The organism is Kribbella sp. NPDC104218, assembly GCF_055584105.1.
Genome location: NZ_JBVJMQ010000002.1, coordinates 439,279 through 463,214, shown reverse-complemented (window position 1 = coordinate 463,214; position 23,936 = coordinate 439,279). Strand labels below are relative to the sequence as shown.

21 protein-coding genes are annotated in these 23,936 nt (G+C 69.6%); 9 read left to right on the top strand and 12 right to left on the bottom strand.

What is annotated here, in order from left to right; genetic code table 11:
- Window positions 1-19 precede the first annotated feature (19 nt).
- The 9 genes from ACZ6ZD_RS18130 to ACZ6ZD_RS18090 all read right to left on the bottom strand — a co-directional run bounded on the left by ACZ6ZD_RS18130 (window position 20) and on the right by ACZ6ZD_RS18090 (window position 13,965).
- Window positions 20-1,216 (bottom strand): glycosyltransferase, encoded by a 1,197-nt coding sequence (locus ACZ6ZD_RS18130; protein ID WP_465673455.1) that lies wholly within the window; start codon window positions 1,214-1,216, stop codon window positions 20-22.
- Window positions 1,216-2,442, bottom strand: a complete 1,227-nt coding sequence (locus tag ACZ6ZD_RS18125) for a hypothetical protein (RefSeq protein ID WP_465673453.1) — start codon at window positions 2,440-2,442, stop codon at window positions 1,216-1,218. Before ACZ6ZD_RS18125 ends, ACZ6ZD_RS18130 begins: the two co-directional genes overlap by 1 nt.
- Window positions 2,439-4,064 (bottom strand): YveK family protein, encoded by a 1,626-nt coding sequence (locus ACZ6ZD_RS18120; protein ID WP_465673451.1) that lies wholly within the window; start codon window positions 4,062-4,064, stop codon window positions 2,439-2,441. Before ACZ6ZD_RS18120 ends, ACZ6ZD_RS18125 begins: the two co-directional genes overlap by 4 nt.
- On the bottom strand, window positions 4,061-5,272 hold the full coding sequence (locus tag ACZ6ZD_RS18115) for a Wzz/FepE/Etk N-terminal domain-containing protein (RefSeq protein ID WP_465673449.1): 1,212 nt from the start codon (window positions 5,270-5,272) through the stop codon (window positions 4,061-4,063). The genes ACZ6ZD_RS18120 and ACZ6ZD_RS18115 overlap by 4 nt, the downstream gene beginning before the upstream one ends.
- Window positions 5,273-5,419: 147 nt before the next feature.
- Window positions 5,420-7,348 carry a heparinase II/III family protein gene (locus tag ACZ6ZD_RS18110; RefSeq protein WP_465673447.1) on the bottom strand — a complete coding sequence of 643 codons (1,929 nt, stop codon included), beginning with the start codon at window positions 7,346-7,348 and terminating at the stop codon, window positions 5,420-5,422.
- A complete protein-coding gene (locus ACZ6ZD_RS18105) occupies window positions 7,345-9,489 on the bottom strand; it encodes a bi-domain-containing oxidoreductase (RefSeq protein WP_465673445.1) in 2,145 nt (714 codons plus the stop codon). Before ACZ6ZD_RS18105 ends, ACZ6ZD_RS18110 begins: the two co-directional genes overlap by 4 nt.
- A gap of 12 nt (window positions 9,490-9,501) precedes the next feature.
- A complete protein-coding gene (gene asnB / locus ACZ6ZD_RS18100; protein ID WP_465673443.1) occupies window positions 9,502-11,418 on the bottom strand; it encodes an asparagine synthase (glutamine-hydrolyzing) in 1,917 nt (638 codons plus the stop codon).
- Window position 11,419: 1 nt separating this feature from the next.
- On the bottom strand, window positions 11,420-12,646 hold the full coding sequence (locus tag ACZ6ZD_RS18095; RefSeq protein ID WP_465673441.1) for a glycosyltransferase family 4 protein: 1,227 nt from the start codon (window positions 12,644-12,646) through the stop codon (window positions 11,420-11,422).
- Window positions 12,643-13,965: a UDP-glucose dehydrogenase family protein gene (locus tag ACZ6ZD_RS18090; RefSeq protein WP_465673439.1), complete on the bottom strand. Its 1,323-nt coding sequence runs from the start codon at window positions 13,963-13,965 to the stop codon at window positions 12,643-12,645. The genes ACZ6ZD_RS18095 and ACZ6ZD_RS18090 overlap by 4 nt, the downstream gene beginning before the upstream one ends.
- Window positions 13,966-14,067: 102 nt before the next feature.
- Between ACZ6ZD_RS18090 and ACZ6ZD_RS18085 the strand changes: the two genes are divergently transcribed.
- Entirely contained in the window at window positions 14,068-14,721 is a 654-nt protein-coding gene (locus ACZ6ZD_RS18085; RefSeq protein WP_465673437.1) for a hypothetical protein, read from the top strand.
- A complete protein-coding gene (locus ACZ6ZD_RS18080) occupies window positions 14,718-15,383 on the top strand; it encodes a hypothetical protein (RefSeq protein WP_465673436.1) in 666 nt (221 codons plus the stop codon). Before ACZ6ZD_RS18085 ends, ACZ6ZD_RS18080 begins: the two co-directional genes overlap by 4 nt.
- Window positions 15,384-15,414: 31 nt before the next feature.
- On the opposite strand, the gene ACZ6ZD_RS18075 is transcribed toward ACZ6ZD_RS18080, so the two are convergent.
- From ACZ6ZD_RS18075 to ACZ6ZD_RS18065, 3 genes are read right to left on the bottom strand one after another with little or no spacing between them, the layout of a single operon-like run.
- On the bottom strand, window positions 15,415-15,756 hold the full coding sequence (locus ACZ6ZD_RS18075) for a helix-turn-helix domain-containing protein (protein ID WP_465673434.1): 342 nt from the start codon (window positions 15,754-15,756) through the stop codon (window positions 15,415-15,417).
- A complete protein-coding gene (locus ACZ6ZD_RS18070; protein ID WP_465673432.1) occupies window positions 15,756-16,136 on the bottom strand; it encodes a type II toxin-antitoxin system RelE/ParE family toxin in 381 nt (126 codons plus the stop codon). The genes ACZ6ZD_RS18075 and ACZ6ZD_RS18070 overlap by 1 nt, the downstream gene beginning before the upstream one ends.
- A 55-nt stretch (window positions 16,137-16,191) precedes the next feature.
- Entirely contained in the window at window positions 16,192-16,977 is a 786-nt protein-coding gene (locus tag ACZ6ZD_RS18065) for a class I SAM-dependent methyltransferase (protein WP_465673430.1), read from the bottom strand.
- Window positions 16,978-17,135: 158 nt separating this feature from the next.
- On the opposite strand from ACZ6ZD_RS18065, the gene ACZ6ZD_RS18060 reads away from it, so the two are divergent.
- The 7 genes from ACZ6ZD_RS18060 to ACZ6ZD_RS18030 are packed head-to-tail and all read left to right on the top strand — an operon-like array spanning window position 17,136 to window position 23,926.
- A complete protein-coding gene (locus tag ACZ6ZD_RS18060) occupies window positions 17,136-18,212 on the top strand; it encodes an NAD-dependent epimerase/dehydratase family protein (protein WP_465673428.1) in 1,077 nt (358 codons plus the stop codon).
- Window positions 18,212-19,441: a methyltransferase domain-containing protein gene (locus ACZ6ZD_RS18055; protein WP_465673426.1), complete on the top strand. Its 1,230-nt coding sequence runs from the start codon at window positions 18,212-18,214 to the stop codon at window positions 19,439-19,441. Before ACZ6ZD_RS18060 ends, ACZ6ZD_RS18055 begins: the two co-directional genes overlap by 1 nt.
- A 31-nt stretch (window positions 19,442-19,472) precedes the next feature.
- The gene (locus ACZ6ZD_RS18050; RefSeq protein ID WP_465673424.1) at window positions 19,473-20,300 is read left to right on the top strand and encodes a sugar phosphate nucleotidyltransferase; all 828 of its coding nucleotides are present in this window, start codon (window positions 19,473-19,475) and stop codon (window positions 20,298-20,300) included.
- Window positions 20,300-20,953 carry a PIG-L deacetylase family protein gene (locus ACZ6ZD_RS18045; protein ID WP_465673422.1) on the top strand — a complete coding sequence of 218 codons (654 nt, stop codon included), beginning with the start codon at window positions 20,300-20,302 and terminating at the stop codon, window positions 20,951-20,953. The genes ACZ6ZD_RS18050 and ACZ6ZD_RS18045 overlap by 1 nt, the downstream gene beginning before the upstream one ends.
- On the top strand, window positions 20,947-22,065 hold the full coding sequence (locus tag ACZ6ZD_RS18040) for a class I SAM-dependent methyltransferase (protein ID WP_465673420.1): 1,119 nt from the start codon (window positions 20,947-20,949) through the stop codon (window positions 22,063-22,065). Before ACZ6ZD_RS18045 ends, ACZ6ZD_RS18040 begins: the two co-directional genes overlap by 7 nt.
- Complete coding sequence (gene rfbC, locus ACZ6ZD_RS18035) at window positions 22,065-22,613, top strand: dTDP-4-dehydrorhamnose 3,5-epimerase (protein ID WP_465673418.1); 549 nt, start codon at window positions 22,065-22,067, stop codon at window positions 22,611-22,613. The genes ACZ6ZD_RS18040 and rfbC overlap by 1 nt, the downstream gene beginning before the upstream one ends.
- Window positions 22,610-23,926, top strand: a complete 1,317-nt coding sequence (locus tag ACZ6ZD_RS18030) for a glutamate-1-semialdehyde 2,1-aminomutase (protein ID WP_465673416.1) — start codon at window positions 22,610-22,612, stop codon at window positions 23,924-23,926. The genes rfbC and ACZ6ZD_RS18030 overlap by 4 nt, the downstream gene beginning before the upstream one ends.
- Window positions 23,927-23,936 lie beyond the last annotated feature (10 nt).

Here is a 23,936-nt window from a genome sequence, read left to right as displayed (position 1 = left end):
GCCTGGCGGGCTGGTCTGGCTAGCTCGGTACCGGATGCGCGATCGCGAACCGGTAGACGTCGAGCAGTTGCTGGAGATTGCTGGTCGGGTCGTGCCGGGTCTCGTACGTCGTCCGGGCGTTCCGGCCCAGTTCGGCGTACTTGTCGGGGGCGGTGTCCACGTCGAGCAGGAGTTTGGCCAGCTCGGCCGGACGGCCCGGATCGAACAACTCTCCGTCGACGCCCTCGGTTACGAGCTCGGTGAAGGAACCGTGTGCGGAGGCGAGCAGCGGGACGCCGACCGCCATCGCCTCGACCACGACGAGCCCGAACGTCTCCTCCCACTCCGACGGCAGCACGACCGCGCGGGACTGGCCGATCAGCTCGAAGATGTCGGGTTTGGCGAGCATCCCGCGCAGCTCGACCGACGGCCGGTCGGCCGCCCAGGCGGTCACCTCGTCGAGCATCGGCCCGCCGCCGGCGATCACCAGCCGCAGCGCGTCGTCCCCGGCGATCTCGCGGTACGCGTCCCAGCCCTTCATCAGCAGCGGCGCGCCCTTGGCCGCGTCCAGCCGGCCGACGTACGCCACCTGCCGCTGGGCCTCGGTCGCGAGCGGACCGTCGTACGGGACGTAGTTGTGCCGGACGAAGCTGCGGTCGGCGTCGAAGTCCATTCCGGCGAGCAGCTGGCGCTGCGAGTCGGAGATGAACAGGTACGCCGACACCAGGTTCCGCCAGCTGCGCCGATGTGAGCGCGTGTTCAGGACGGTCGTCGCCGTGGCCAGCTTGGAGCCGCGGTAACAGCTGTTCCGGACGGCGGGCAGCGGGTTGCCGCCCGCGCAGTCGTGGCAGACCGAGCCTTCGCGGTAGAAGTCGCCACTTGCGCAGAGCAACTTGTAGTTGTGCAGCGTGATGACAACCGGCACCTTCGCGGCGCGGCACGCGTAGAGCACCGACGGGCTGAGCACCGGGAAGGTGTTGTGGACGTGCACCACATCAGGCCGGAAGTCCTGCAGCTCCGCAGCCAGGTCGCGTTTGCTGGTCGGGTTCCAGACGACGCGCGCCGGCAGCGTGGCCTTCTTCCAGACCGGCCACTCCTCGATCTCGTCGCTCTGCCGCTCGAACAGCCGGACGTCGTGGCCGAGCTCGGCCAGCGCCGCCTGCTCCTGGTCGACGACGCGGTTCTCGCCGCTCGGAGCGGTCGACCGGTACCTGTTGTGCACCAGCAGGATCTTCATCAGGCGCCTTCCCGGGACGGTCTCGGATACACCAGCGACGCGGCCAGTGTCAGCTCCAGCAGGTACGGCGACGCCTCGCTCAGCCCGGTCTCGGTGAACGACGCGACGACGCAGTACGCGACCAGGAACAGCGCGAGCGCCCGCCGCGGCCCCTGCGGGGTGAACCAGGCGCCGACCAGCACGAACAGCACCATGGCGATGTTGAACGCGACACCGAGCAAGCCGACGTCGTAGTAGGTGCCGAGCCAGTTGCTGTCGATCGGCAGCCCGGTGAACGATTTGTTGGACAGCCCGAAGCCGAAGAACGTCTCGAACGTCGATCGCGGCTGCGCGAGGATCGCCTCCCACACCGCACGGCGTCCGGTCAGTGCGCCGACCTCATCCGGATCCTGGCCGCGGGCCAGCCAGGTGGTCACGACGGAGCCGAGCGTCAGCGCACCGACCGAGAAGACACCGATCCCGATCGCGAACGACCGCCGGACCCGGCGTCGTGCCGTGAACAGACTGAGGCCCGCGATCAGCACACCTGCCAGCAGCGCGACCAGCGCCGTCCGGGTGTGCGTCAGCAGCAGTACTGGCACTGCGACCAGCACACTGAGCAGTGCGAGTTCCTTGCGGAGCAGCCCGGCCAGCCACAGGACGGCGGTCAGCCCGGTGGCGACAGCGGCGTAGTGACCGGCCTGGGTCGGCGGGATCGGCCAGATGACGCCGGCGAGCCGCTCGTCGGACATCGCGATGCCGGGTGCGATGACCAGACCGAGGACGACGGAGCCGATGATTGCCCACAGCACCATCAGGTGCGTTCTGATCAGGAGGAGGTCGCGGCGGGTCCACCACGGCGACAGCAACCAGAGGACCAGGACGAACAGGCTCAGCCGCCCGGACCGGTAGAGCGCGCCGAGCAGGAACTCTGCGCGCAGGCTGGAGACGATCGCCTCAGTCACCAGCAGCGTGGCCAGAAAGATGTAGACGCTCGGCCGGACCCGGAGCGGCCGATTGACTGTCAGTACCAGCAGTGCCGCGACCAGCAGCGAGCCCTGGGCGATCAGCTTGCCGACCGGACCGGGGATCGGGATGAGCAGGTCGAAGTCCGGGAAGAACGTGAGTACGTTCAGCACCAGCAGCGCCCACACCAGCTGGACCCGCCGGCGCCGCCGGCGTTCCGGTGGCACCGGCCGGAAGCCGGGTTTGGGCAACCGCGCCGCGAGCGCGGTGAGTGTGGTCATCGGGAGAACATCTCGAGGTCGGCAGCCGGCGGCGCTGCCTCCGCGTCGGCGACGCCGATTCCTTCGTCGGTCTTGTCGGCGTTCAGCACGATCGCGGTGTCGATCTCGAGCCCGGCCAGGCGCAGCATGTCACCGGTCGACCGGACCGTGGTCGCGGTCGACCGGCCGGACGTCACGACGACGGCCGCCCGCGACGCCCAGCTGCCGAGGTGATCGGCGCCGAGGGCGGGGGACAGGACCGCGAGGGTGAGCACCAGGTCGGCCGCCTCCCAGGCAGCATCGAGCTGGACGTCGCCGGAGCCGGCGGGCCGGTTGTTGTCGCCGACCCGCAGGTAGCAGCCCTCGGGCGGCAGAGCGCCCTTGGCAGGCAGGTGGACCGCGATCCGGCGTCCCTGCTCGGCGAACTTCGAGTCGTGGACGCCGGTCTCGGTGACGCCGAGCTTGCTCGCGAGAGCGCGCGTCCCGGTCAGGTCGGCGACGAGGATGTGCTTACCCTCGTCGGCCAGCGAGACCGCGAGCGACGCCACGGCCAGCGAACAGGCCTGCAGGTCATCGACGCTGACCACGACCACGGCCGGGGTCGGCCGCTTGGTCCAGACGATCCGCCGGCTCAGGTGCTGCGACAGCAGCTTGATCCCTGGGTGCTTGGACTGCGACGTCCGCAGCAAGCGGGAGAACGGCACCCAGCTGCGCGGCGGACGGCCGGTGCTGAGCCGGATGCGGGCGCCCAGCGCGTTGGAGATGTCCTGACGCTTCCAGAGCCGGTCCGAGATCAGGGCTCGCACGATCACGAAGCCGAGGCCGAGGAACAGCCCTGCGACCAGACCGGTGGCGGCCTTCAGCGCGAGCATCCGCTTGGCCGAGCTGGGCAGTGCCGCCGGCGCATCGAGCAGCCGGCTGCTGTTCATCTTCGCGGCGGACGTCGTCGAGTCGAGCAGCTGCTGCTGGACGAACTTGACCTTGTCCTGTGCCGCGTTCAGCCGGGTCACCTCCGGGCTGTTCGGGCGCTGCGGGTCCAGCGGGTCGTCGCCGCCGGCGCGGACGGCCTGTTCGGCGAGCGTGACCTCGTTCTGCGCGGCGGTCAGGTCGCGCTTCAGCGGGACGTCCTGGGCCGCGATCTGCTCGCGGCGGAACTTCAGGTAGGTCTGCGCGACGGTCGTGGCCAGCGTGGTGGCCTCGGCGTCGGTCTTCGCGGTGGCCTTGATTTCCAGCACCCGGCTGGTGATCGGCTCGGCGGTGTAGCGGGCCAGCAGGTCGTCCGGCGCGTCAGGCAGCTTCAGCGTCGCGATCACCCGGTGCGCGACGGTCCGCGTGGTGGCCAGGCTGACCTCGGTGGCCATCGCCTTCGACGGGTCGTCGCCCTCGCGGGTGGTGATCAGCAGCCGGGCCGAGGCCGCGTGCGGCGCGGGCAGGACGAAGTGCGTCGCCAGGCCGATGCCGAACCCGGCGATCGCGAGGATCAGCCACAACCGCAGGTGCCGGACGACGGCGTCCCGCAGGAACCGGAACGTCACCAGGCTGTCCGGCGGCGCGCTGCTCGTCCGCTCGGCGTCGAACAGGCCGTCCTCGTCGTCCCACCGGCTGCTGGCGCCCGCCGGCTCGGAGTACTGGTGGTTCGTCATCGGTTCCGCCTTGCCGTTCCGGTGAGAAGCGTGGGGAGCCGCGAGCCCGAACGGCGCTGCGACTGCGCGACCCGGCCGATCGTCCGGTCGAACGGGTCGGGATCGGTGACGACGATGCCGTCGATGGTCCGGTCGTCGGCGGTGGTGGCGACCGCCAGCCGGGCCAGCTCCTCGGCGGTCACGGTGCCGGCCGAGAGCGCGATGATGGTCCGGGTGGTCGGCTCGCCCTCGGGCTGCGGCTCGTCCCGGTCGACCAGCGTCAGATAGATGTCGAGGGCAACGTTCCCGCGGGCGTCGGCGTGGATCTGGTCGATCACCAGCGAGGTGGTGATGCCGAATGTCGAGGCGAACGCGGCCAGCTGCGGGCCGAGCGAGCGGGCCTTGTCGTCGTCGGCGAAGGTGATGACGGTCAGCGAGAGCGGCGGGCCGCCCTTGGCGTCCAGCTCGAGGTGGTGCAGCGTCTTGCGCAGGCTCCAGGCGTCGACCGCGGTCGGCGTGTAGTTCTCCAGCAGGTCGGCCCAGTCGGAGGGGTCCTGGGCCGGGTAGGAGGACACCGACGCGAGGACCGGCAGCCCGACGGCGTCCGCGATCTCGTCACGCAGCCGCAGCCTGCGGTCGCCACGGGCCCGGGCCAGCACGATGATCGCGCCGGCGACCGCGCCGAGCAGTGCGCCCAGACCGCCGTACGTCGCCGCGTGGACGAACATGTTGCCGCCGTGCGCCTCAGCGGCGCTCTCGAGCAGCCGGGCGCCGGTGCGCTTGCCGAGGTCACCCGGCAGCTGCTTGTCGGTCGTGACGAAGACGAGGTAGACCTGCGCGACCGCGTTGGCGAGCCGGACGGACTGGCGCGCCGAGGTGCCCTTCGCCTCGATCCGGATCACGTCGTCGGTGACCGCGGTGGCCTTCACCCGCGACCGGACCGTCTCGGTGGGCAGCGCGGGCTGCAGGTTCTGGCCGGCGCTGTGCAGGACCGGACCGCTCTCGGCGATGTACACCTGGGTCTCGATACTCTGCGAACCCGTCGTCGAGCCCGCGACCGCGGCCGGCGGCGGCAGCACCACCAGCGCGGCGGACGTGTACATCGGCGGCCGCACGAACGCATAGGCCACACCGAGCAGCAGACCGACCACGGCCATCACAGCCATCAGCAGCCGCGACCGCCGGATCGCCTGCCACGACTTCTTCACATCCAGCTGCTGAGCGCTCACGCCTTCGCCTCGCTTCGCTCAGCTACGGCTTGAGCGCAGGCGCTGCTCTGCCTATTTGTTCGGTCGCTGCGCTCCCTCACGGTGCCCCCTCCAAGAACGTCAATCGTTCGCGTATATAGAGGGGGCACAGCCTGCCTTGATACACCGTTAACTGCGAAAACGGAAGGTACTCGTCGCAGGACTCTCCGGAGTTATCCGTCCGGAGCCGATGAGCGTGGTAGAAGGCACCTTGCGACCGAAGCGCGGGGAGTACCAACCCAGCTCGCCACCTCGGTGCGCCTCCCAGTTCAGCTCGGCTGGGAGCTCGGCGACCGCGGAACCAGCCGGCCAGGTGAGGCGGGCCGTGGCGCCGTCCAGCTCGGCGGTTACGTCCGGTCCGAGGTGCCAAGCGATGCGGACGTCGGCTGCCGTGTCCAGGTGGTCCTCGACGCGCAGGACGCCGTCGTCCAGGCGGGTGTGCCGTCTGTGCGTTGCTGGGGCGTAGCCGTCGTGTTCGGCGTCCCAGGTCGATTTGTCGTACTGGCGGAGGCGACCGGTCGCGCCGCGGAGCCAGAGGAACGGTCCGCCCCAGGTGGACTGTTCGGCGCCGCTCACTTCGACGGTGTTGTGGCCGATCGTGGAGCGGAAGTAGTTCCGCCACTCCTCTTCGCCGTGGTAGCAGTACGTTCCTGGGTCGGCCAGGACGTCGACACCGCCGACGCGGACCTCCAGCGACAGTGCGTCGCAGTGTGCGTGTGCTGCGATCGACAAGAAGCCGTGCGGACCGGCGTCCCCGCGGGCCCAGATTTCGGGCCCGTCGTCGCTGCTGCGCAGGATGGTCAGCCCGGCGTCGTTGAAGTGACCCGGCTTCTCCGCAGGGCGGTCGCCCTGCGTCCCCTCGACCAGCGCGCCAACCAGGACGGACGTCGCGGTCTCCGGGACGGTCGGCCACCAGGACGCCGTCCCGACGACGGCTCCGGCCAGGGCGACGTACGCCGACCAGCTGTGCACGTTCGGCGGGTCGAGGACCAGGACCATGCCTTCGTCGTCGTCACCCTGGCGTGGTGGTCGGAGCGTGCTGTCGACGATGGCTGCGGAGACATCCGCCGTCCGGGTCAGCAGGGACCAGGTCGCCGGCCTGAGTGGGTGTCCGGCCAGGTCTGCCTCCAGAGCGGCGTACAGGCCGAGCTCGGAGACGAAGCGGTGGTAGTCGGTGGCCAGCTCGCGGTTGACGCCGGAGGGGAAGGTGTTGGCGTCCAGCTCGCGCTCCAGCAGGGCTGCGGCGTCGGTGCGCCACTTCGCGCTCTCACGGAACCAGGGGAACGCGCAGGCGCCGACGAGCTGGCCGGCGGCCTCGGCGATCACATGGTTGTTGGCCGATGAGCCGCGGCTGCGGAACGCGGCCAGATAGCGCTGGTGCCAGTGGATCTGGTTCAGCGCCAGCTCGTTGTGCTCGAACAGATCGGTGATCTCGGGCCAGTCGTTCAGCAGCCGGCGGATCCAGGTCCAGCTGATCAGCCGGATGCCGACCTCGATCCCACTCGCCCAGTGCACGCCGGACAGGAACGGGTTCGACCGCCACCAGTCGTTGAGGTGTTCGGCGACGCGGTCGGCGTACTTGTCGTCGTGTGTCAGGTACCAGGCGGCGGCCAGCTGGGTGAGGTGGTGATGCCTGGACAGCTCCCAGACCTGCTTGATGTTGCCGACGGCGTCCTCGTTGCGGTGGTTCAGCCGGAACACGTACTGCGCCGGGTCGGACCGGCGGCCGGTGATCGGGTCACGGAACCAGTCCGGCGCTTCGAGGTCCGTCCGGTCGGTGCCGAGGACTTCGAGCCGGCCGGCCAGGATCTCGTCGGCCGTCGCGATCACCTGCGCCCGGGCCGCCTCCGGGACGCCGCACGCCGTCTGGTGCGGGAGCGTCGTCCGGAAGGTCAGGTCCTTACGCAGGCTGCCCGGCGGTTGCGGGTCCTGGCCGGGACGGACCTGCTGGTAGGCCCAGGTGGTCCGTCGTCCGTGGTCGGTGGTGCGCCAGATCAGTTCGGCGGGGGACATCCGGCGCAGCCGCCGGACGTACCACCCGATGGGCTGACGGCTCATACCTTTTCCGGGGCGCCGCTGGCGAGGCTCCGGTCGACGGCGATGGTGGCGCGGGTGGTGGCGATGAGCGAGTCGAGGGAGATCGGCATCGGGCTGCCGGTCTTCACGGCCTGGACGAAGCGCTCCAGCTCGACGCGCTGACCCTTGTCGGTCCCGCGCGCCTTGCGGGTCGCGGGCTTGCGGCCGCTCCAGACCGAGGCGCTGCCGAAGTTGTCCAGGCGCGCGTTGCGGCCGCCGCCGGTGATGTCGATCGTCTCCTTCGGGAAGCGTGCGTTGCCGCCGCCCACGTAGCTGATCGTCCCGACCGACCCGTTCGCGAACCGCAGCGTCACGACGACGTCGCCGGCGTCCGGCCCGGGGACGGCGTACACCTCGGTCGGGGTGCTGTCGAGCCACCAGGCCAGCGTGTCGATGAAGTGCCCGCCCTCACCCGCGAACCGGCTGCCTTCCTTGCCCTGGTCCAGGTACCAGCTCGACGGATCGAGCTTCCCCGCGTTCACCAGGTACCGCAGCGACGAGTTCCCGCCCGGATCGCCGAACCGCTGCCGCAGGTCCGTCAGCAACGGCGCGAACCGCCGATTGAACCCGACCATCAACCGATCGTTCCCGGTCGCTTCCACCGTCGCCACGATCCGGTCGACCTCGTCACTCGTCAGCGCCAGCGGCTTCTCGACGAACACCGCCTTGCCCGCCTCCAACGCCCGGCACGTCAACTCCGCATGCGTACTGTGCCGAGTCACCACGAAGATCGCATCCAGGCTCTCGTCGCCCAGCACCTCGTCCGCACTCGTCGAGATCGCCTCGAACCCGAACTTCCGCTGCGCATTAGCCGCCGACAAACTCTTGTTCGTAGCCACCCGCGCCAGCACCGCGTCATCATTCGACTGCAAATGCGGCAACAACATGCTCGACGCATAATTCCCAGCCCCCACAAACCCCAACCGCACCGCGCCGCTCGTGCTCTTGGCCGGGCGCGCAACCTGCGGTGCGACCTGCTTCGTCTCCTCCGACGGTACGTCGGGGTATTCGAAGAGGAAGCCGACGCCGGGGACGGAGCCGTTGGACAGCTTGGCGTAGGCGTCGGTGGCTTCGGCGATGGGGAAGGTGGCGGCGATGAGGGAGCCTACGTCGATTTGTTCGCGGGCGATGAGGTCGACGAAGCACTCGAGGTTGCGGCGTTCGGTCCAGCGGACGTAGCCGGCCGGGTAGTCGATGCCCTGGAGCTCGTAGCGGTCGTCGTAGCGGCCGGGGCCGTAGGAGCGGGAGAAGCGGAGGTCGAGTTCTTTGTCGTAGTAGGCGTTCCAGGGCAGGTCGAGTTTGGTCTTGCCGATGTCGACGACGCGGGCGCGGTCGCGGGCCAGGCGGGCGGCGGTCTCGACGGGTCCGTTGGAGGAGCCGCCGGCGGCGAGCAGGATGTGGTCGGCGCCCAGGCCGTTGGATGCCGCGAGCAACGACCGCTCGAGCGCGGCGACGTCGTCCGGCGACGAGCAGTGCAGTGCGCCCGCCTTCTCCGCCATCCGGCAGCGGTCCTCGACGGTGTCGATCCCGAACACGCGGACGCCGGCCGCGACCAGTAGCCGCACGCACAGCTGACCGACCAGCCCGAGCCCGATCACGACCGCGGTCTCACCCAGCTGGACCTCCGCCTGCCGGACGCCCTGCATCGCGATCGCGCCGACCGTCGAGAACGCGGCCTCCTCCGGCCGCACCCCGTCCGGCACCGGCACGCACAGGTTCACCGGCACCCAGTTGTACTCCGCGTGCAGCGCGAACTCGTTGCCCGCGGCAGCGACCAGCTGACCGACCGAGAACTCCTCGGCCCCGGTGCCGACCTCCACCACGACCCCGCACAGCGAGTAGCCGAGCGGCGTGTAGGAGTCGAGCTTGTTCATCACCTTCTGGTACGTGTTCCGCAGACCCTGCTGCGCGACCGTGTCCAGGACCTTCTTCACCTGGTCCGGCCGCGCCTTCGCCTTGCCGACCAGCGACAGCTTCGCCTCGCCGACCTTCATCAGCTCGGTCCCGGTCGAGATCAGCGAGTACAGCGAGCGCACCAGCACGCCACCGGGCTGGCACCCGGGCGGCGGGACGTCGAGAACCGCCAGCTCGCCGGACTTGTAGTTCTGCGCAACCTGCTTCATATGTCTGTGTCCTTAGGAGGTGATCGTCACGCCGAGGGAACGCATGTGCCGCGTCCACGTCTCCAGCGTCAGCAACTGCCAGATCTGCTTCGAGTAGTCCTCACGCCCGGCGCGTTCGTCGTCCACGAGCCGCTGGACGGCGGCCCGCTGCAGGAACCCGCTCTCGACCAGCTCGCCGCGCAGCAGGGTGTCGTCGACCAGCTCGCGCAGGTCGTTCCGCACCCAGGCCCGCAGCGGCGCGCTGAACGACGCCTTCGGCCGGTAGATGATCTCCTTCGGCAACCACGCCTCGGCCGCCTTCTTCAGCGCCAGCTTGCTGACCCGGCGGTGGATCTTCTGGCTGCCCGGGATCGAGAACGCCGCCCGCGCGACGATCGGGTCGACGAACGGCGTCCGGACCTCGGTGGACGCCGCCATCGAGGACCGGTCGGTGTAGGCCAGGTTCAGCCCGGGCAGGAACATCCGCGAGTCGGCCAGGCACATCCGGTTCACATGATCGTCGAGGGTCGTGTCGTGGTAGATGTCGCTGTGCTCGGCGAGCAGCTTCCCGACGTACGGCTCCAGATCCGGGCTCAGCAGCCCGGTGAGCTGATCGCCGTCGTACATCGTGTAGCTGCGCCGGAACGCCTCTTCCTCGGGCAGGTTCGCGAACGTCTCGAACCGCTTCGCCCAGCGCGCGTACCGCAACCCGCGACCGCGCACGGTCACCGGCAGCCGGCGGACGGCCGGGCCGATCAGCCCGTTCCGCAGGACGCCGGGCAGCTGCTGGTACTGCGCGCCCATCACACACGCGAGGTGCTTGCGGTAGCCGCCGAACAGCTCGTCGGCGCCCATCCCCGACAGCAGCACCTTCACCCCGGCGTCGCGCGCGGTGTCGCACATCAGCAGCGTGTTGATCGCGGCCGGGTCGCCGATCGGCTCGTCGAGCATGTCGACCACGCGCGGCAGCAGCTCGACGACGTCCGGCGCGATCTCGATCTCGTGCAGGTCGATCCCGAACTGCTGCGCCACCTTGCGCGCGTAGATCGCGTCGTCCGGCATCGCTTCGAGTTTCTGGTCCTGCGCCCGGAAGGTGATCGTGTACGAGTCGACCGCCGGGTCCATCCGCTTCGCGAGCACGGTCACCAGGCTCGAGTCGAGCCCGCCGCTCAGGAACGTCGACACCGGTACGTCGGCGACCATGTGCGCCGCGACCGACTCCTCGATCACCTGCCGCAGATCGGCCGGCGGACCGGCGGCGGCCTCGGTCGCGACGTCGGTCACCCGCCAATAGGTCTCGTGCCGGCTGCCGCCGTCCGGGCGGAACTCGGCCCACGAGCCGGGCGTCAGCTTCTCGACACCCTCGATCGAGCAGCGCTGCTCGGGCAGCCAGTAGTAGAGCATCGACGAGATCAGCGCGCCGGGCTCGGTGCGCAGCTCCGGGCCGACGGCCGCGACGATCGCCTTCAGCTCGGAGGCGAAGAGGACGCCGTCGCCGCGGCGCAGGAAGTAGAGCGGCTTGATGCCGAGCGGGTCGCGGGCGAGGAACAGGCTGCCGCTCTCCTCGTCGAGGATCGCGAACGCGAACATGCCGCGGAATCGCTTGAGCGCGTCCGGCCCCCAGCGCCGCCAGGCCTCCAGCACGACCTCGGTGTCGGAGTTGGTCCGGAAGGAGACGCCGGCCTTGGCCAGCTCGCTGCGCAGCTCTTTGTAGTTGTACAGCTCGCCGTTGTAGCAAAGCGTCAGATCGCGCTTGCTGAACGGCTGATCCGCCGCAGAGGACAGATCGATGATCGACAGCCGCCGATGCGCCAGTACGGCGTGGACGTCCGGCTCCTCGAACCGGTACACCGACGCCGCATCCGGACCGCGGTGGGCGATCCGGTCGCTCATCACCGCGGCCAGCGCGTTACCGTCGCGCTGCTGGTAGCAGCCGGCGATCCCACACACCTCAGGACCCCGTCGCGCGGACGACGGTGAACGGGGTGACGTGACCGGTGAGCCGGCCGTACACCTCCAGGTAAGCCTTCTGCTGGTGCTTCCAGGCGAGCACCTGCTCGACCCGCTCGCGCCCGAAGCGGCCCATCCGGCGCCGCGCGACCTCGTCGTCCAGCAGGTCGACGATCGCCTGCCCGTACTTCGCGACGTCGTTCGGCTCGACGTAGACCGCGGCGTCCGCGGCCGAGACCTTGGTCTCGATCAGGTCGAAGGCGACGACGGGCAGCTCGAACGCCATGTACTCCATCGTCTTGTTCATCGTGGAGACGTCGTTCAGCGGGTTCTTCGGGTCCGGCGACAGGCCGAGGTCGGCGGTCGACATCACCGCGCGGACGGTCTCGTCCGGGACCCGGCCGGTGAACTCGATGTGCTCGGTCAGGCCGAGTTCGTCGCGCAGGGCAACGACCTCGTCGAACGAGTCGCCGCCGCCCATCAGCGTGAACTTGATTTCGGTCCGGCCGAGGTTGTTGACGATGTGGTCGGCCGCGCGGACGACGATGTCGACGCCGTCCTGCGGGCCCATCACGCCGATGTAGGTGACGAGGTACTTGTGCCCGTCGCGCAGCGCGTCGTCCGGCGTGCTGCGCTGCAGCTTGTCCGGGTCGGGGCCGGTCCGGACGACGGTGACGTCGTGATTGGCCTTACCGCTGCGGGTGATCGCGATCCGCCGGTACGAGTCGTTGGTCGACGTCACGTGGTCCGCCGTCCGGTGCGTCATCCGCTCCAGGAACCGCAGTCCCTTGTACGGAAGGGACGTCGTACCGCCGAAGCGGGACTGGAACAGCTCCGGGCACAGGTCGTGGTGGTCGAAGACGAACTTCGTCCGGTCCAGGCGGCGGAGCAGGATCGCGATCGGCCAGAAGATGTCCGGCGGGTTGCACGCCTGCAGCACCTGGAACTTGCCGGCCTTACGGGCGCGCAGCACGAGCAGCAGCGTCATCAGGAACGAGTACGCGTACTCGAGGATGAACCCCGCCTTGCTGCCGCCGGGCGCGTAGGCCTTGTACTGATGGACGGCGACGCCGTCGATCACCTGGTACGACGGGTCGCCCGGCCCCTTCGGGCAGACGACCGTGACGTCGTACCCGGCGCCTTTCAGCGCCTTGCACTCCTCCCAGACCCGGCGGTCGAACGGGACCCACAGGTTCTGGATGATGATCAGGACGCGCGGACCGGTCACCAGCCGACTCCTTCGTATCCGGGCAGGGCCTCGACGTCCGCGCCGAGCCGGCCGCTCAGGTCGATGGTCCGGGCCGGTGGGGTGGCCAGGAGCGCCTCGACGGCGGCCGGATCGGTCGCGGAGACCAGGGCGACGTCGGCGCCGCGGAGCGCGGCCGCCGGATCGTCGGTGAGGACCCGCTGCAGGTGCGGAAGCTTGGACTCGACGTGCCGCAGGTTGGCGCCGACCAGGCGGGCCGGGTTCACGATCGCGTCGTAGATGCGCAGGTTGTAGCCCTTGCCGATCAGCCGCTCGGCGAGCTCGACGTTCGGGCTCTCGCGCAGGTCGTCGGTGGAGACCTTGAAGCTCAGCCCGAGCAGGGCGACCTCGCGGCCCGGCCCGGCGATCACCCGGTCGACCACGTCGCTGACCGTGCGCTCGTTGGTGGCCAGCGTCCCGGCCAGCAGCGGCAGCTCGGTGTCGTTGACGCGCGCCAGGTGCAGCACCGAGCGCAGATCCTTCGGCAGGCAGGAGCCGCCGAACGCGAACCCGGGCTTCAGGTAGTACGGCGAGATGTTCAGGCTGGTGTCCTGGACGAACAACCGCATCACCTCACGGGAATCGACCCCGTAGTTGCGGAAGATCCGGCCCATCTCGTTCGCGAACGACACCTTCGTCGCGTGGAACGCGTTACAGGCGTACTTGAGCGCCTCCGCCGTCCGCACGTCGACGACCTGCGCCTCGACGTTCAGGAAGCCGAACAGCTCGGTGAGCTGGACGCCGACCTTCGGGTCCTGCGTGCCGACCACGACGAACGGCGGCTCGTAGAAGTCGGCCAGCCCCGATCCCTCGCGCAGGAACTCCGGGCACATCGCCGTCCCGATCGTCAGCCCGGCCGGCGCCGGCGTCTCCGCCAGCACCCCGGCGACCACCTCGTCCACCGTCCCCGGCGGCACGGTGCTCCGGATCACGATGCTGTGGAACCCCGACTCCGGCGGCGACACCACGTGCGCCGCCTCCGCGATGTCCCGCACGGCCCGCTTGATGTACGTCAGATCCGTGCTCCCGGCCGCGGTCGACGGCGTCCCCACGCAGATCAGCGAGACATCCGCCCGCTCCACCGCGAGCCGCGGGTCCGTCGTCGCGTGCAACCGCCCCGACTCCACCCCCGCCGCGACCAACTCGTCCAGCCCGGGCTCGACCACCGGGCTGTGCCCCTCGGTGATCGGCCCGACCTTCGCGGTGTCGACATCGACACCCCAGACCTCGTGCCCCGCCGCAGCCAAACAAGCGGCGGTCACCGACCCCACATACCCCAGACCGAAAACGGCAACCTTCATAACGCCCCCCACAGGCTCAGAACACGGCAGCGCCCAAGAGAGCACCCACCACCCCCCGCTGATACACCCCACCCGAAAATCGCAGAAAGTATCCTCGGTCACATGGAGTTCCGTTACGACCTGGCCAACGGCGACCGCGTCTGGGTGATCGACGTCGCCACAGTCGCCGCGCAACTGCCGCAGATCCTCCAGCTCTACCGCGACGGCGAAACCGAGCCGGTCTTCTTCGGCGACCAACGCCCCGAAGGCGTCGTCGTCCCCTTCGCCCAGTGGACCGAGGCCGAGGTGCTCCGCAACGATGCCGAGGGCGAGCGACGCCGGTTGGAGGCCATCCAGAGGCATCTCGCCGAGACTGGTGAGCAGCTGTCGTTCGAGGACGCCTCGCGCGTGGCCGGCTGGGATCTGACCACCAGCGGCGCCCTGGCCCGAGAGACCGCTGAGCGTCTCGGAGCCGTCACCACGGCCGGCGCCGCCCGTGCCCTCCCGCATCTCCTCGAGCGGATTCGGGAAGGTGCGACGGAGCCTGCCTTCTTCGGCGACCGCCCGGCGCCGGAAGGCGCCGTCATCTCGTTCGAGCAGTGGGCCGACGACGAGGAGCTGAAGGCTGAGGCGGAGTTCGACCGACGTACCTACCAGGTCGTGCGGGAGCGGATCGCGACCTCACGGAACGAGGACGCCGTGTCGTTCGAGGACATGATGGCCGAGTTCGGATTGGATCCTGATTCCGGCGAGCCACTGGATCCCGGCAAGCCGTGACCTCCTACCACCTGATCATCGACGCTGCGTTCAAGCAGGACCTGAACCGGCTGCACGCCGCGTGGAAGCAGGACAGCGGGAGCCGCGAGGGGCTGGAGTTCCAGGCCGCGCTGGGGGCACTCCGAGCGTTGCGGGAAGGGCGGGAGAGCGAGTACGAAGGGAAACAACTCGGCGCCGGCCGATCGTCGTACGACTTACGTGATGCCGCTGAGCTCAAGGTGCCGGTGGTCCAGGAATACAGCGACTCCGGCCGGCCGCTGGGACCGTCGCATCGCCTCGTCTACCGCGAGTTCGACCCGCTGCCGACCGTCGAGGACGGTCGGGTGGTCCACAATCCGGACGCTCAGGCCTACCGACACGCGATCAACCTCACCGCGCGTTCGGACGATCCGGCGGCCGTGGCCGGCGAGCGGCTCGGACGGCAGCGGGGGATGCTCGATCGCGGACTGCACGGGCTCGAGGGCGGCGGTCGGCCGGCGGTGGGGCCGGATCGGCGGGAGGGGGTGCAGACGACGCCGCACCGGATCCCCGTGCCGGCGGATCTGTTGCGGCAGGCCGCCATCCTGCGGGACAGCCCGCCTCCGACCGCGCGCCCTCCGCAAGGTGCACCTGGTGCGGCCGCTCGGCGTCCGTCCGGCCCCGGTCAGGAGCGGGAGCGGTAGACACCCGGTTGGTCGGATCTGGCGGTAGCGGTCAGGCCGCGTCGGTGTTGTGCGCGATGAAGGAGACCTCGGCGCGGTCGTCGTCGAGCGCGATGTTCAGGGAAGCGTCGAGAGCCTGTGCGAGTCGAGCCAGCAACGGCAGCGTCGGGACAGTGTCGGAGCCCTCGATCCGAGAGATCTTGGCCTGCGTCAAGCTGGCGCGGGCGGCGAGCTCGGTCTGGGTGAGGCCGAGCGCCGTACGCCGTTCGTGGACGGCCTGGGCCAGCGCCATCGACAGCCGGATCTCGCGCCGGGCGTCGGCTACGTCCGCGGGCTCGGTGAATCCTTCGCGGAGCTTCCGGGCACGCAGGGTCTTCCATTTGCTGTGACTCATCATTCCACCTCTCCAGCCTCGATGTTCCGGACGAACTCGTCGTGGGCCGGCCCGTGCTCGGCCTCGCAGACCTTCTTGGCCTGCAAGGCGCGCTTCACCTCGGCGTCCTCTCGCATTCGGGTCTTCCGGAAGACCGTCAACAACACGATCCGGCGGCCTGGCGCCAGCCAGTAGGTGATGCGCATTGCCGCCCCGTCGAGGGTAGGGCGCAGCTCGCGCACCCCCTCGCCAAGGTGCCGTGCGTAAGGCTCTCCGAGTGACTGGGCCGATCGGGACAGCAGTCCGACGAACTCATCGACCTTGAGGAAGTGTTTGGCCGGAAGGGTTTCCAGCCAGGACCGGACTTCAGGCTCGATCTCGACCAGGTAGAGCTCGTCCACTCATCGAGAGTATATGTCGTTAACGACATATGCAATCGGCGTGTGTCGGCCCATCTCAGGACTTGCGGAGGAGGTAGTAGGCGTAGCGGTGGTCGAGGTTGTTCTCGGGGACGAGGTAGAGGGCTTCTGGGGTGAGGCCGAGGGCGGCCATTTGGGTCCAGAAGGTGTCGATGGGGTAGGCGGTCATGCTGGCGGCGGTGGATTCGCGGTAGCGGTGGCGGCGGGAGGCGGTGCGCCAGTCGGCGGTTTGGTACTTGGTCTGGACGAAGGCGAGGGCGCCGGGTTTGAGGAGGTCGGCGGCGATCCGCATCAGGCGCAGGCCGTACTCGGGGCTGGGGACCAGTTCGAGGACGTAGAGGCAGAGGAAGAGGTCTGCCTGGCCGATCTGCGGGACGGCAGCCTCGGGCTTGGTCAGGTCGGCTTCGACCGGGGTGAACGGCGTACCGGTGGCGGCCATCTCCTGGGCGCACTCGGCCAGCGTGGCGGCGTTGACGTCGACGCCGATGAACTCGCGGCAGTGCGGCGCGAAGGCGACCGCGTTGGCGCCGCCGCCGCAGCCCCATTCGACGACGCGGTCGAAGCTGCCGCTGGGGGCGACGTTCGCGAGCCGGGCGAACAGCTCCCAGTGCTCGGTGCCGACGGCCGCCCAGTCCACCGAGCTGAAGATGCCGGCGTCGCGGATGTGCGAGTTGCCGCGCCAGGTCGGCAGGTCGTTGCCCTCGGTCCAGTACGAGCGCGCATCGTGTGCGAGCCGTTCCTCCGAGTCGCCGAAACCGAGCCGGACCGTGGTCCGGTCGACGGCCTCGCGCAGCAGGCCTCGGGCTGATCCGATCACACTCATGGCGCCTCCTCAGGTCGCGCGTCCCGCCCGGGCGCCGACATCGAAGAGAGCTGTGTCACAGCGTGGTTGATACAAGCATCCCGATTCGATGTATCAGGACGGCTGGAAGCGGTTCTGTACAAGGCGACAGGGGAGTGTCGGGGTGAGGGAGCGTACGGATGAGAGTGCTGGTCACCGGCGATCGGGGTTATATCGGGGCCGTCATGGTGCCGTTCCTGCGGGACGCGGGCCATCAGGTGGACGGTCTGGACACCGGGCTGTACGAGGGATGTGACCTGCTCGGCGGCCCGGATCCGATCGGGAGCCGCCGGCCGCGGGACATGCGGGACGTCCGCCCGGAGGAGCTCGAGGGGTATGACGCGGTGGTCTGTCTGGCCGCCCTGTCCAACGATCCGCTGGGCAACCTGGACAAGGAGGCGACGTACTCGGTCAACCTGAACGGCACGCTGAACGTCGCCCAGGCGGCCAAGGACGCCGGCGTCGAGCGGTTCCTGTTCGCGTCCAGCTGCAGCCTGTACGGCGCGGCCGGGTCGGAGGCGGTCGGCGAGGACGCCGAGATGTTCCCGGTGACGGCGTACGGCGAGACCAAGGCGCTGGCCGAGCAGGAGCTGTCGAAGCTGGCCGACGACAACTTCAGCCCGACGTACCTGCGGAACGCGACGGCGTACGGCGCCTCGACGCGGCTGCGGCTCGACATCGTGGTGAACAACCTGACCGCGGTCGCGCTGACCACCGGCCAGGTCCGGCTGGAGAGCGACGGCACCCCGTGGCGGCCGCTCGTCCACATCGAGGACATCAGCCGCGCGTTCGGCGAGGTGCTGGAGTCGCCGCGGGACCTGATCCACGACGAGGCGTTCAACGTCGGCCGGTCCGAGGACGTCGTCCAGGTCCGCGACATCGCCGAGATGGTCCGCGAGGTCGTCCCCGGTTCGACGCTGTCGATCGCGGACGGCGCCGGCCCGGACCTGCGCAACTACAAGGTCGACTTCAGCAAGCTGAACGACACCTTCCCGGATCTGAAGCTGGAGTGGACGGTCCGTAAGGGCGTCGAGGAGATGTACGCCGCCTACCAGCGGCACGGCCTCACCTACGACGACTTCACGTCGGCCCAGTTCGTCCGGCTGCGCCGCATCCAGCAGCTGCTCGACAAGGGTCTGGTCGACAGCCAGCTGCGCCGCCAGACCGACGACCAGTTCCCCGGCCCGACGGCCGCCTTCTTCCAGGAGTCCAACTGATGGCCGCTGTGGACTGCCGCCTCTGCGGCGCGGAGCTGAACCGCACGTTCGTCGACCTCGGGATGTCACCGCCGTGCGAGAGCTTCCTGCGCGCCGACCAGATCGACGCCGGTGAGACGTTCTACCCGCTGAACGTGCGGATCTGCGACAACTGCCTGCTCGTCCAGCTGCCGGCGTACGTCGCGGCCGACGACGTTTTCAGCGACTACCTGTACTTCTCGTCGTACTCGACCAGCTGGGTCGAGCACGCCCGCCGGTTCGTCGTCGACATGCAGGAGCGCCTGGACCTCGGCGCGGAGAGCCTGATCGTCGAGGCCGCGAGCAACGACGGCTACCTGCTCCAGCACGCGACCGCGCTCGGCATCCCGGTGCTCGGGATCGAGCCGGCCGGCAACATCGCCGCGATCGCGAACGAGAAGGGCATCCGGACCGAGAGCTACTTCCTCGGCGAGGCGACCGGAACGGACGCCGCGGCCCGGCACGGCCAGGCCGACCTGGTCGTCGGTAACAACGTCTTCGCGCACGTCCCGGACATCGTCGACTTCGCCAAGGGTCTGCGCGCGCTCGTCAAGGACGACGGCCTGGTGTCGCTGGAGTTTCCGCACCTGCTCCGGCTGATCGAGCGTCGCCAGTACGACACGATCTACCACGAGCACTACTCGTACCTGTCGCTCAAGACCGCGTCGCTCGCGCTGGAGAAGGCCGGGCTCAAGGTCGTCGACGTCCAGGAGCTGGCCAGCCACGGCGGCTCGATCCGCGTCTTCAGCACGCCGATCGAGACCGCGGGGGAGCCGACCGAGCTCGTCGGCAAGGTCCTCCAGGACGAAGCGGACGCCGGCCTGCACACCGTCGAGGGGCACGCCGGTTTCGCCAGTGAGGTCTTCACGATCAAGGCCGAACTGCTGGAGTTCCTGATCCAGGCGCAGCGCGACGGCAAGACCGTCGCCGGCTACGGCGCGCCCGGTAAGGGCAACACGCTGCTCAACCACTGCGGCATCCGCGAGGACCTGCTGCCGTACACGGTCGACCGCAGCCCGCACAAGCACGGCATGTACCTGCCGGGCACGCACATCCCGATCTTCGCCCCGGAGCGCCTGGCCGAGACGCGCCCCGACTACATCCTGATCCTCCCGTGGAACCTGCGCGAGGAGATCGTCCACCAGCTCGGCTACGCCCGGGAGTGGGGCGCGAAGTTCGTCGTCCCGATCCCGCGTCTCGCCGTGCTTTAGGTATCTGGCATCTGAGGGGTTTGGGGGGAACATGAAGGTAGTCATTTTCTGTGGCGGCTTCGGGCTGCGGATGCGCAGTGGGGTGGACTCGGCGCCGAAACCGATGATGACGATCGGCGATCGGCCGGTCCTGTGGCACGTGATGCGCTACTACGCGCACTTCGGGCACACCGAGTTCATCCTGGCGCTGGGCTTCGGCGGCTCGGCGGTCAAGGAGTACTTCCTGCGCTACGAGGAGACGGTCTCCAACGACTTCGTGATGACCAAGGGCGGGCAGCGCATCGAGCTGCTCGACTCCGACATCAGCGAGTGGAAGATCACCTTCGTCGACACCGGGATCGACACCTCTATCGGGGAGCGGCTGCGCCGGGTGCGCCCGTACCTGGAGGACGACGACGTCTTCCTGGCCAACTACGGCGACGTGCTGACCGACGCCCCGATGGACAAGATCGTCGACCACGTGATCTCCAGTGACGTGACGGCGAGCCTGCTCGCGGTCCCGCCGCAGGCGTCCTTCCACGTGGTCGAGTTCGGCACCGACTCGCGCGTCACCGGGCTGCGCTCGGCGGCCGATCTGAACGTGTGGATCAACGGCGGCTACTTCGTGATCAAGAAGGAGATCTTCGACGTCCTGAACGAGGGCGAGGATCTGGTCGGCGACGCGTTCCCGCGGCTGTCCGCGGTCGGCAAGCTGGAGGCGATCCCGCACCACGGGTTCTGGGCGCCGATGGACACGCTCAAGGAGCGCAGCCAGCTCGAGGAGCTGTACCGCTCCGGCAAGAAGCCGTGGGCGCTGTGGTCGCACGAGAACCGCCGGCCGAGCCCGTTGTCGACCGACCCGGTAGTGGTGGCGATCTGATGCTGCCGTTCCAGCTCGGCCTGATCGACGGGCCGGTCCACCTCGTTGCCCTCGGCGCGCATCCGGACGATATCGAGATCGGCTGCGGCGGCACGCTGCTCAAGCTGGCCGAGTCGGTGCCGGAGCTGACCGCCGAGTTCGTGATCGCGACCGGGACGCCGCTGCGGCTCGAAGAGGCCCGGCACGCGGCGGAGCTGTTCCTGCCCGAGTGCGAGGTGACCGTCACCTCGGCCGGGCTGCCGGACGGTCGCCTGCCCGCACACTGGAACGAGACCAAGGAGTTGCTGGAGGCAACGGCCCGCGGGGACGGCCCGAAGCCCGACCTGGTCCTTGCCCCGAGCAAGCACGACGCGCACCAGGACCACCGGCTGATCGCCGAGCTGGCGCCGACGGTGTGGCGCGACCATCTCGTGCTGCACTACGAGATCCCCAAGTGGGACGGCGATCTGAGCCGTCCCTGGCTGTACGTCGAGCTGACCGAGGAGCAAATGCGGGAGAAGGTCGCCCTGCTGCACAAGGCGTACCCCTCGCAGGTCCCGCACGACTGGTTCGACGAGGAGACCTTCACCGGTCTCGCGCGGCTCCGTGGCATGGAGTGCCGCGCCCGGTACGCCGAGGCCTTCACGACCGGTAAGGGGATGTTGACGTGGTGAACTGCCGGGGCTGCGCATCCGACGACGTCGTCCTCGTCGTCGACATCGGCGACCAGCCGGTCGCGGACCTCTTCCCGCCCGCCGACGCGCCGGGGCCCGACCCGCGCTGGCCGTTGTCGCTGTGGCTGTGCCGCGACTGCACGCTCGTCCAGCTCGGCCCGGTCGAGGCCCAGATCGCGGAGGAGCCGCTGGCGGTCGAGTCGGCGACGAGCCTGGCCCACGCCGAGTCGTCGGTGAAGGAGATCCTGCGCGACTACCCGGAGCTCGCCGGCGGCGTCGTCTTCGAGTTCGGCAGCCCGCACGGCGGTTCCTGGCTGGACCACCTGTACGCCGCAGGCTCGCGCCTGGCCGACGACGGTGAGCGAGCCGACCTCGTCATCGACGTCCACGGCCTGGTCCACGAGCCTGCGATGGGTGACAGCTTCACGTTGCGCGCCGAGCGGCTCGCGCCCGGCGGCCTGCTGGTGATGGAGTTCCACCACCTGCTGCCGCTGTTCGTGGGCAACCAGTTCGACACGATCCGGCACGGGCACTGGTCGTACCAGTCGTTGCGCGCAGTCCGGAACATTGCCGCCCGCAACGGTCTGGCCGTCGAGTCGGTCAAGCAGGTGGACATGTACGGCGGCAGCCTGATGGTGATGCTGCGGCACGCGGACGACGCGAAGCCGGACCCGTCGGTCGACGTCATCCTGGCCGACGAAGAGGCCGCGGGGATCGCCGACGAGATCCAGCTGGCCAGCCTGCAGGAGGCCGCCTGGCACGCCGCGGGCTCGCTGCACGCCGAGCTGACCCGGCATAAGGCCGCCGGACGCCGAGTCCTCGGGTACGGCGCGCCGTCCAAGGCGCCGGTCCTGCTCGACCTGAGCAAGGTCGGGACGGAGCTGCTGGAGTTCACCGTCGACAAGGCGCCGGGTAAGCACGGCCGCCGGATCCCGGGCGCGTGCATGGTCCCGATCCGGCCGGTCGAGGAGCTCAAGGCCGCCAAGCCGGACGTCGTCCTCGTCCTGACCTGGGACATCGCCGAAGAGGTGATCGCGCAGCTCGAGGCCGACGGCGGCTGGGGCGCGACGTACCTGGTCCCGCTGCCCGAACCGCATGAGTTGAGGCGCTGATGCAGGTCGAACAGGTCGCCAACATCGCCGGAGCGCTGGTCTTCCGGCCGACGCCGCACGTCGACGAGCGCGGGTTCTTCTCGCGCACGTTCGACCGCGACATCGTCAAGCAGGCCGGGCTCGACCCGGACGCGTTCGTCCAGGACAGCATCTCCCGGTCGCGGCGCGGCGTCGTCCGGGGGATGCACATCCGCGCGGGCGCGGGGGAGGCGAAGCTGGTCCGCTGCTCGGCCGGCGCCGTCCTGGACGTCGTCGTCGACCTGCGGCCCGGCTCGCCGACGTACCGGCAGCGCGAGACGTTCGATCTGACCGGTGAGAACCAGGTGACGGTCTACGTCCCGGCCGGCTGCGCGCACGGGTTCCAGGCGCTCACCGAGCCGGCTGACGTGTCGTACCGGATCGATCGCGCGCACGACCCGTCCGAGGACGTCTCGATCCGCTGGGACGACCCGGATCTCGACATTCACTGGCCGCTGCCGGTGACGCTGATGTCCGAACGGGACCTCGCGGCGCCGTCCCTGGCCGCGGCGATTGCGAGGCTGACATGAGCAAGTCGTTCGAGAAGTCGATCGCCGCGAACCTGCGGCTGCACGCGGCCATCCCCGGCGGTGCGCACACCTACGCCAAGGGCGACGACCAGTACCCGGCCGACATGGCGCCGGTGATCGAGCGCGGCCTCGGCGCCCATGTCTGGGACGTCGACGGCAACGAGTACATCGAGTACGGCTCCGGCCTGCGCGCGGTCAGCCTCGGGCACAAGCACCCGCGGGTGCTCGAAGCGGTCCGCCGCGAGCTTGACCGCGGCACGAACTTCGTCCGGCCGAGCATCCTCGAGGCAGAGGCGGCCGAGCGGTTCCTGGCCACGGTGCCGACCGCGGAGATGGTGAAATTCGCCAAGAACGGCTCGGACGCGACCACGGCCGCGGTCAAGCTCGCGCGCGCGATCACCGGCCGGGCCAAGGTCGCGATCTGCTCCGACCACGCCTTCTTCTCCACCGACGACTGGTTCATCACCCGGACGCCGATGGCGGCCGGCATCCCGGATGCGATCGGCGACCTCACCGTCGCCTTCCCGTACGGCGATCTGGCCGCGACCGAGGAGCTGCTGCGCCGCCATGACGGCGAGATCGCCTGCCTGATCCTGGAGGCGGCGACCCAGCAGGAGCCCCCGGCGGGCTACCTGGAAGGCCTCCGCGACCTGGTCCACTCCTACGGCGCGCTGCTGGTCTTCGACGAGATGATCACCGGCTTCCGGTTCTCCGAAGCCGGCGCGCAGGGCATGTACGGCGTCACACCGGACCTGTCCACGTTCGGCAAGGCGCTCGGCAACGGGTTCGCCGTCTCGGCGCTGGCCGGCAAGCGCGAGTACATGGAGCGCGGCGGGCTGCGCGACAGCCACGAGCGCGTCTTCCTGCTCTCCACGACGCACGGCGCCGAGTCGCACGCGCTGGCCGCCGCGATGGCGGTCATGGACGTGTACGCCGCCGAGGGGATCGCCGCGCGGCTCCAGGAGCGCGGCGACAAGCTCGCGGCCGGCGTCCGCGAGGCCGCGCTGGCGGCCGGGGTCGAGGAGCACGTGCTGGTCCGCGGCCGGTCCTGCAACCTGGTCTTCGCGACGCTCGACGAGAACCACGCGCCGTCCCAGCCGTATCGGACGCTCTTCCTGCGGGAGCTGATCCTCGGCGGCGTGATCGGCCCGTCCTTCGTCGTGAGCAGTGCGCTGACGAACGAGGACATCGATCGGACGGTCGAGGTCGTCGCGCAGGCCTGCACGGTCTACCGCAAGGCGCTCGACGCCCAGGACGTCGCGGCGTTCCTGCCCGGCCGTCCGGTGCAGCCCGTCTTCCGTAAGTACGCGTGAAGGGAGCGCT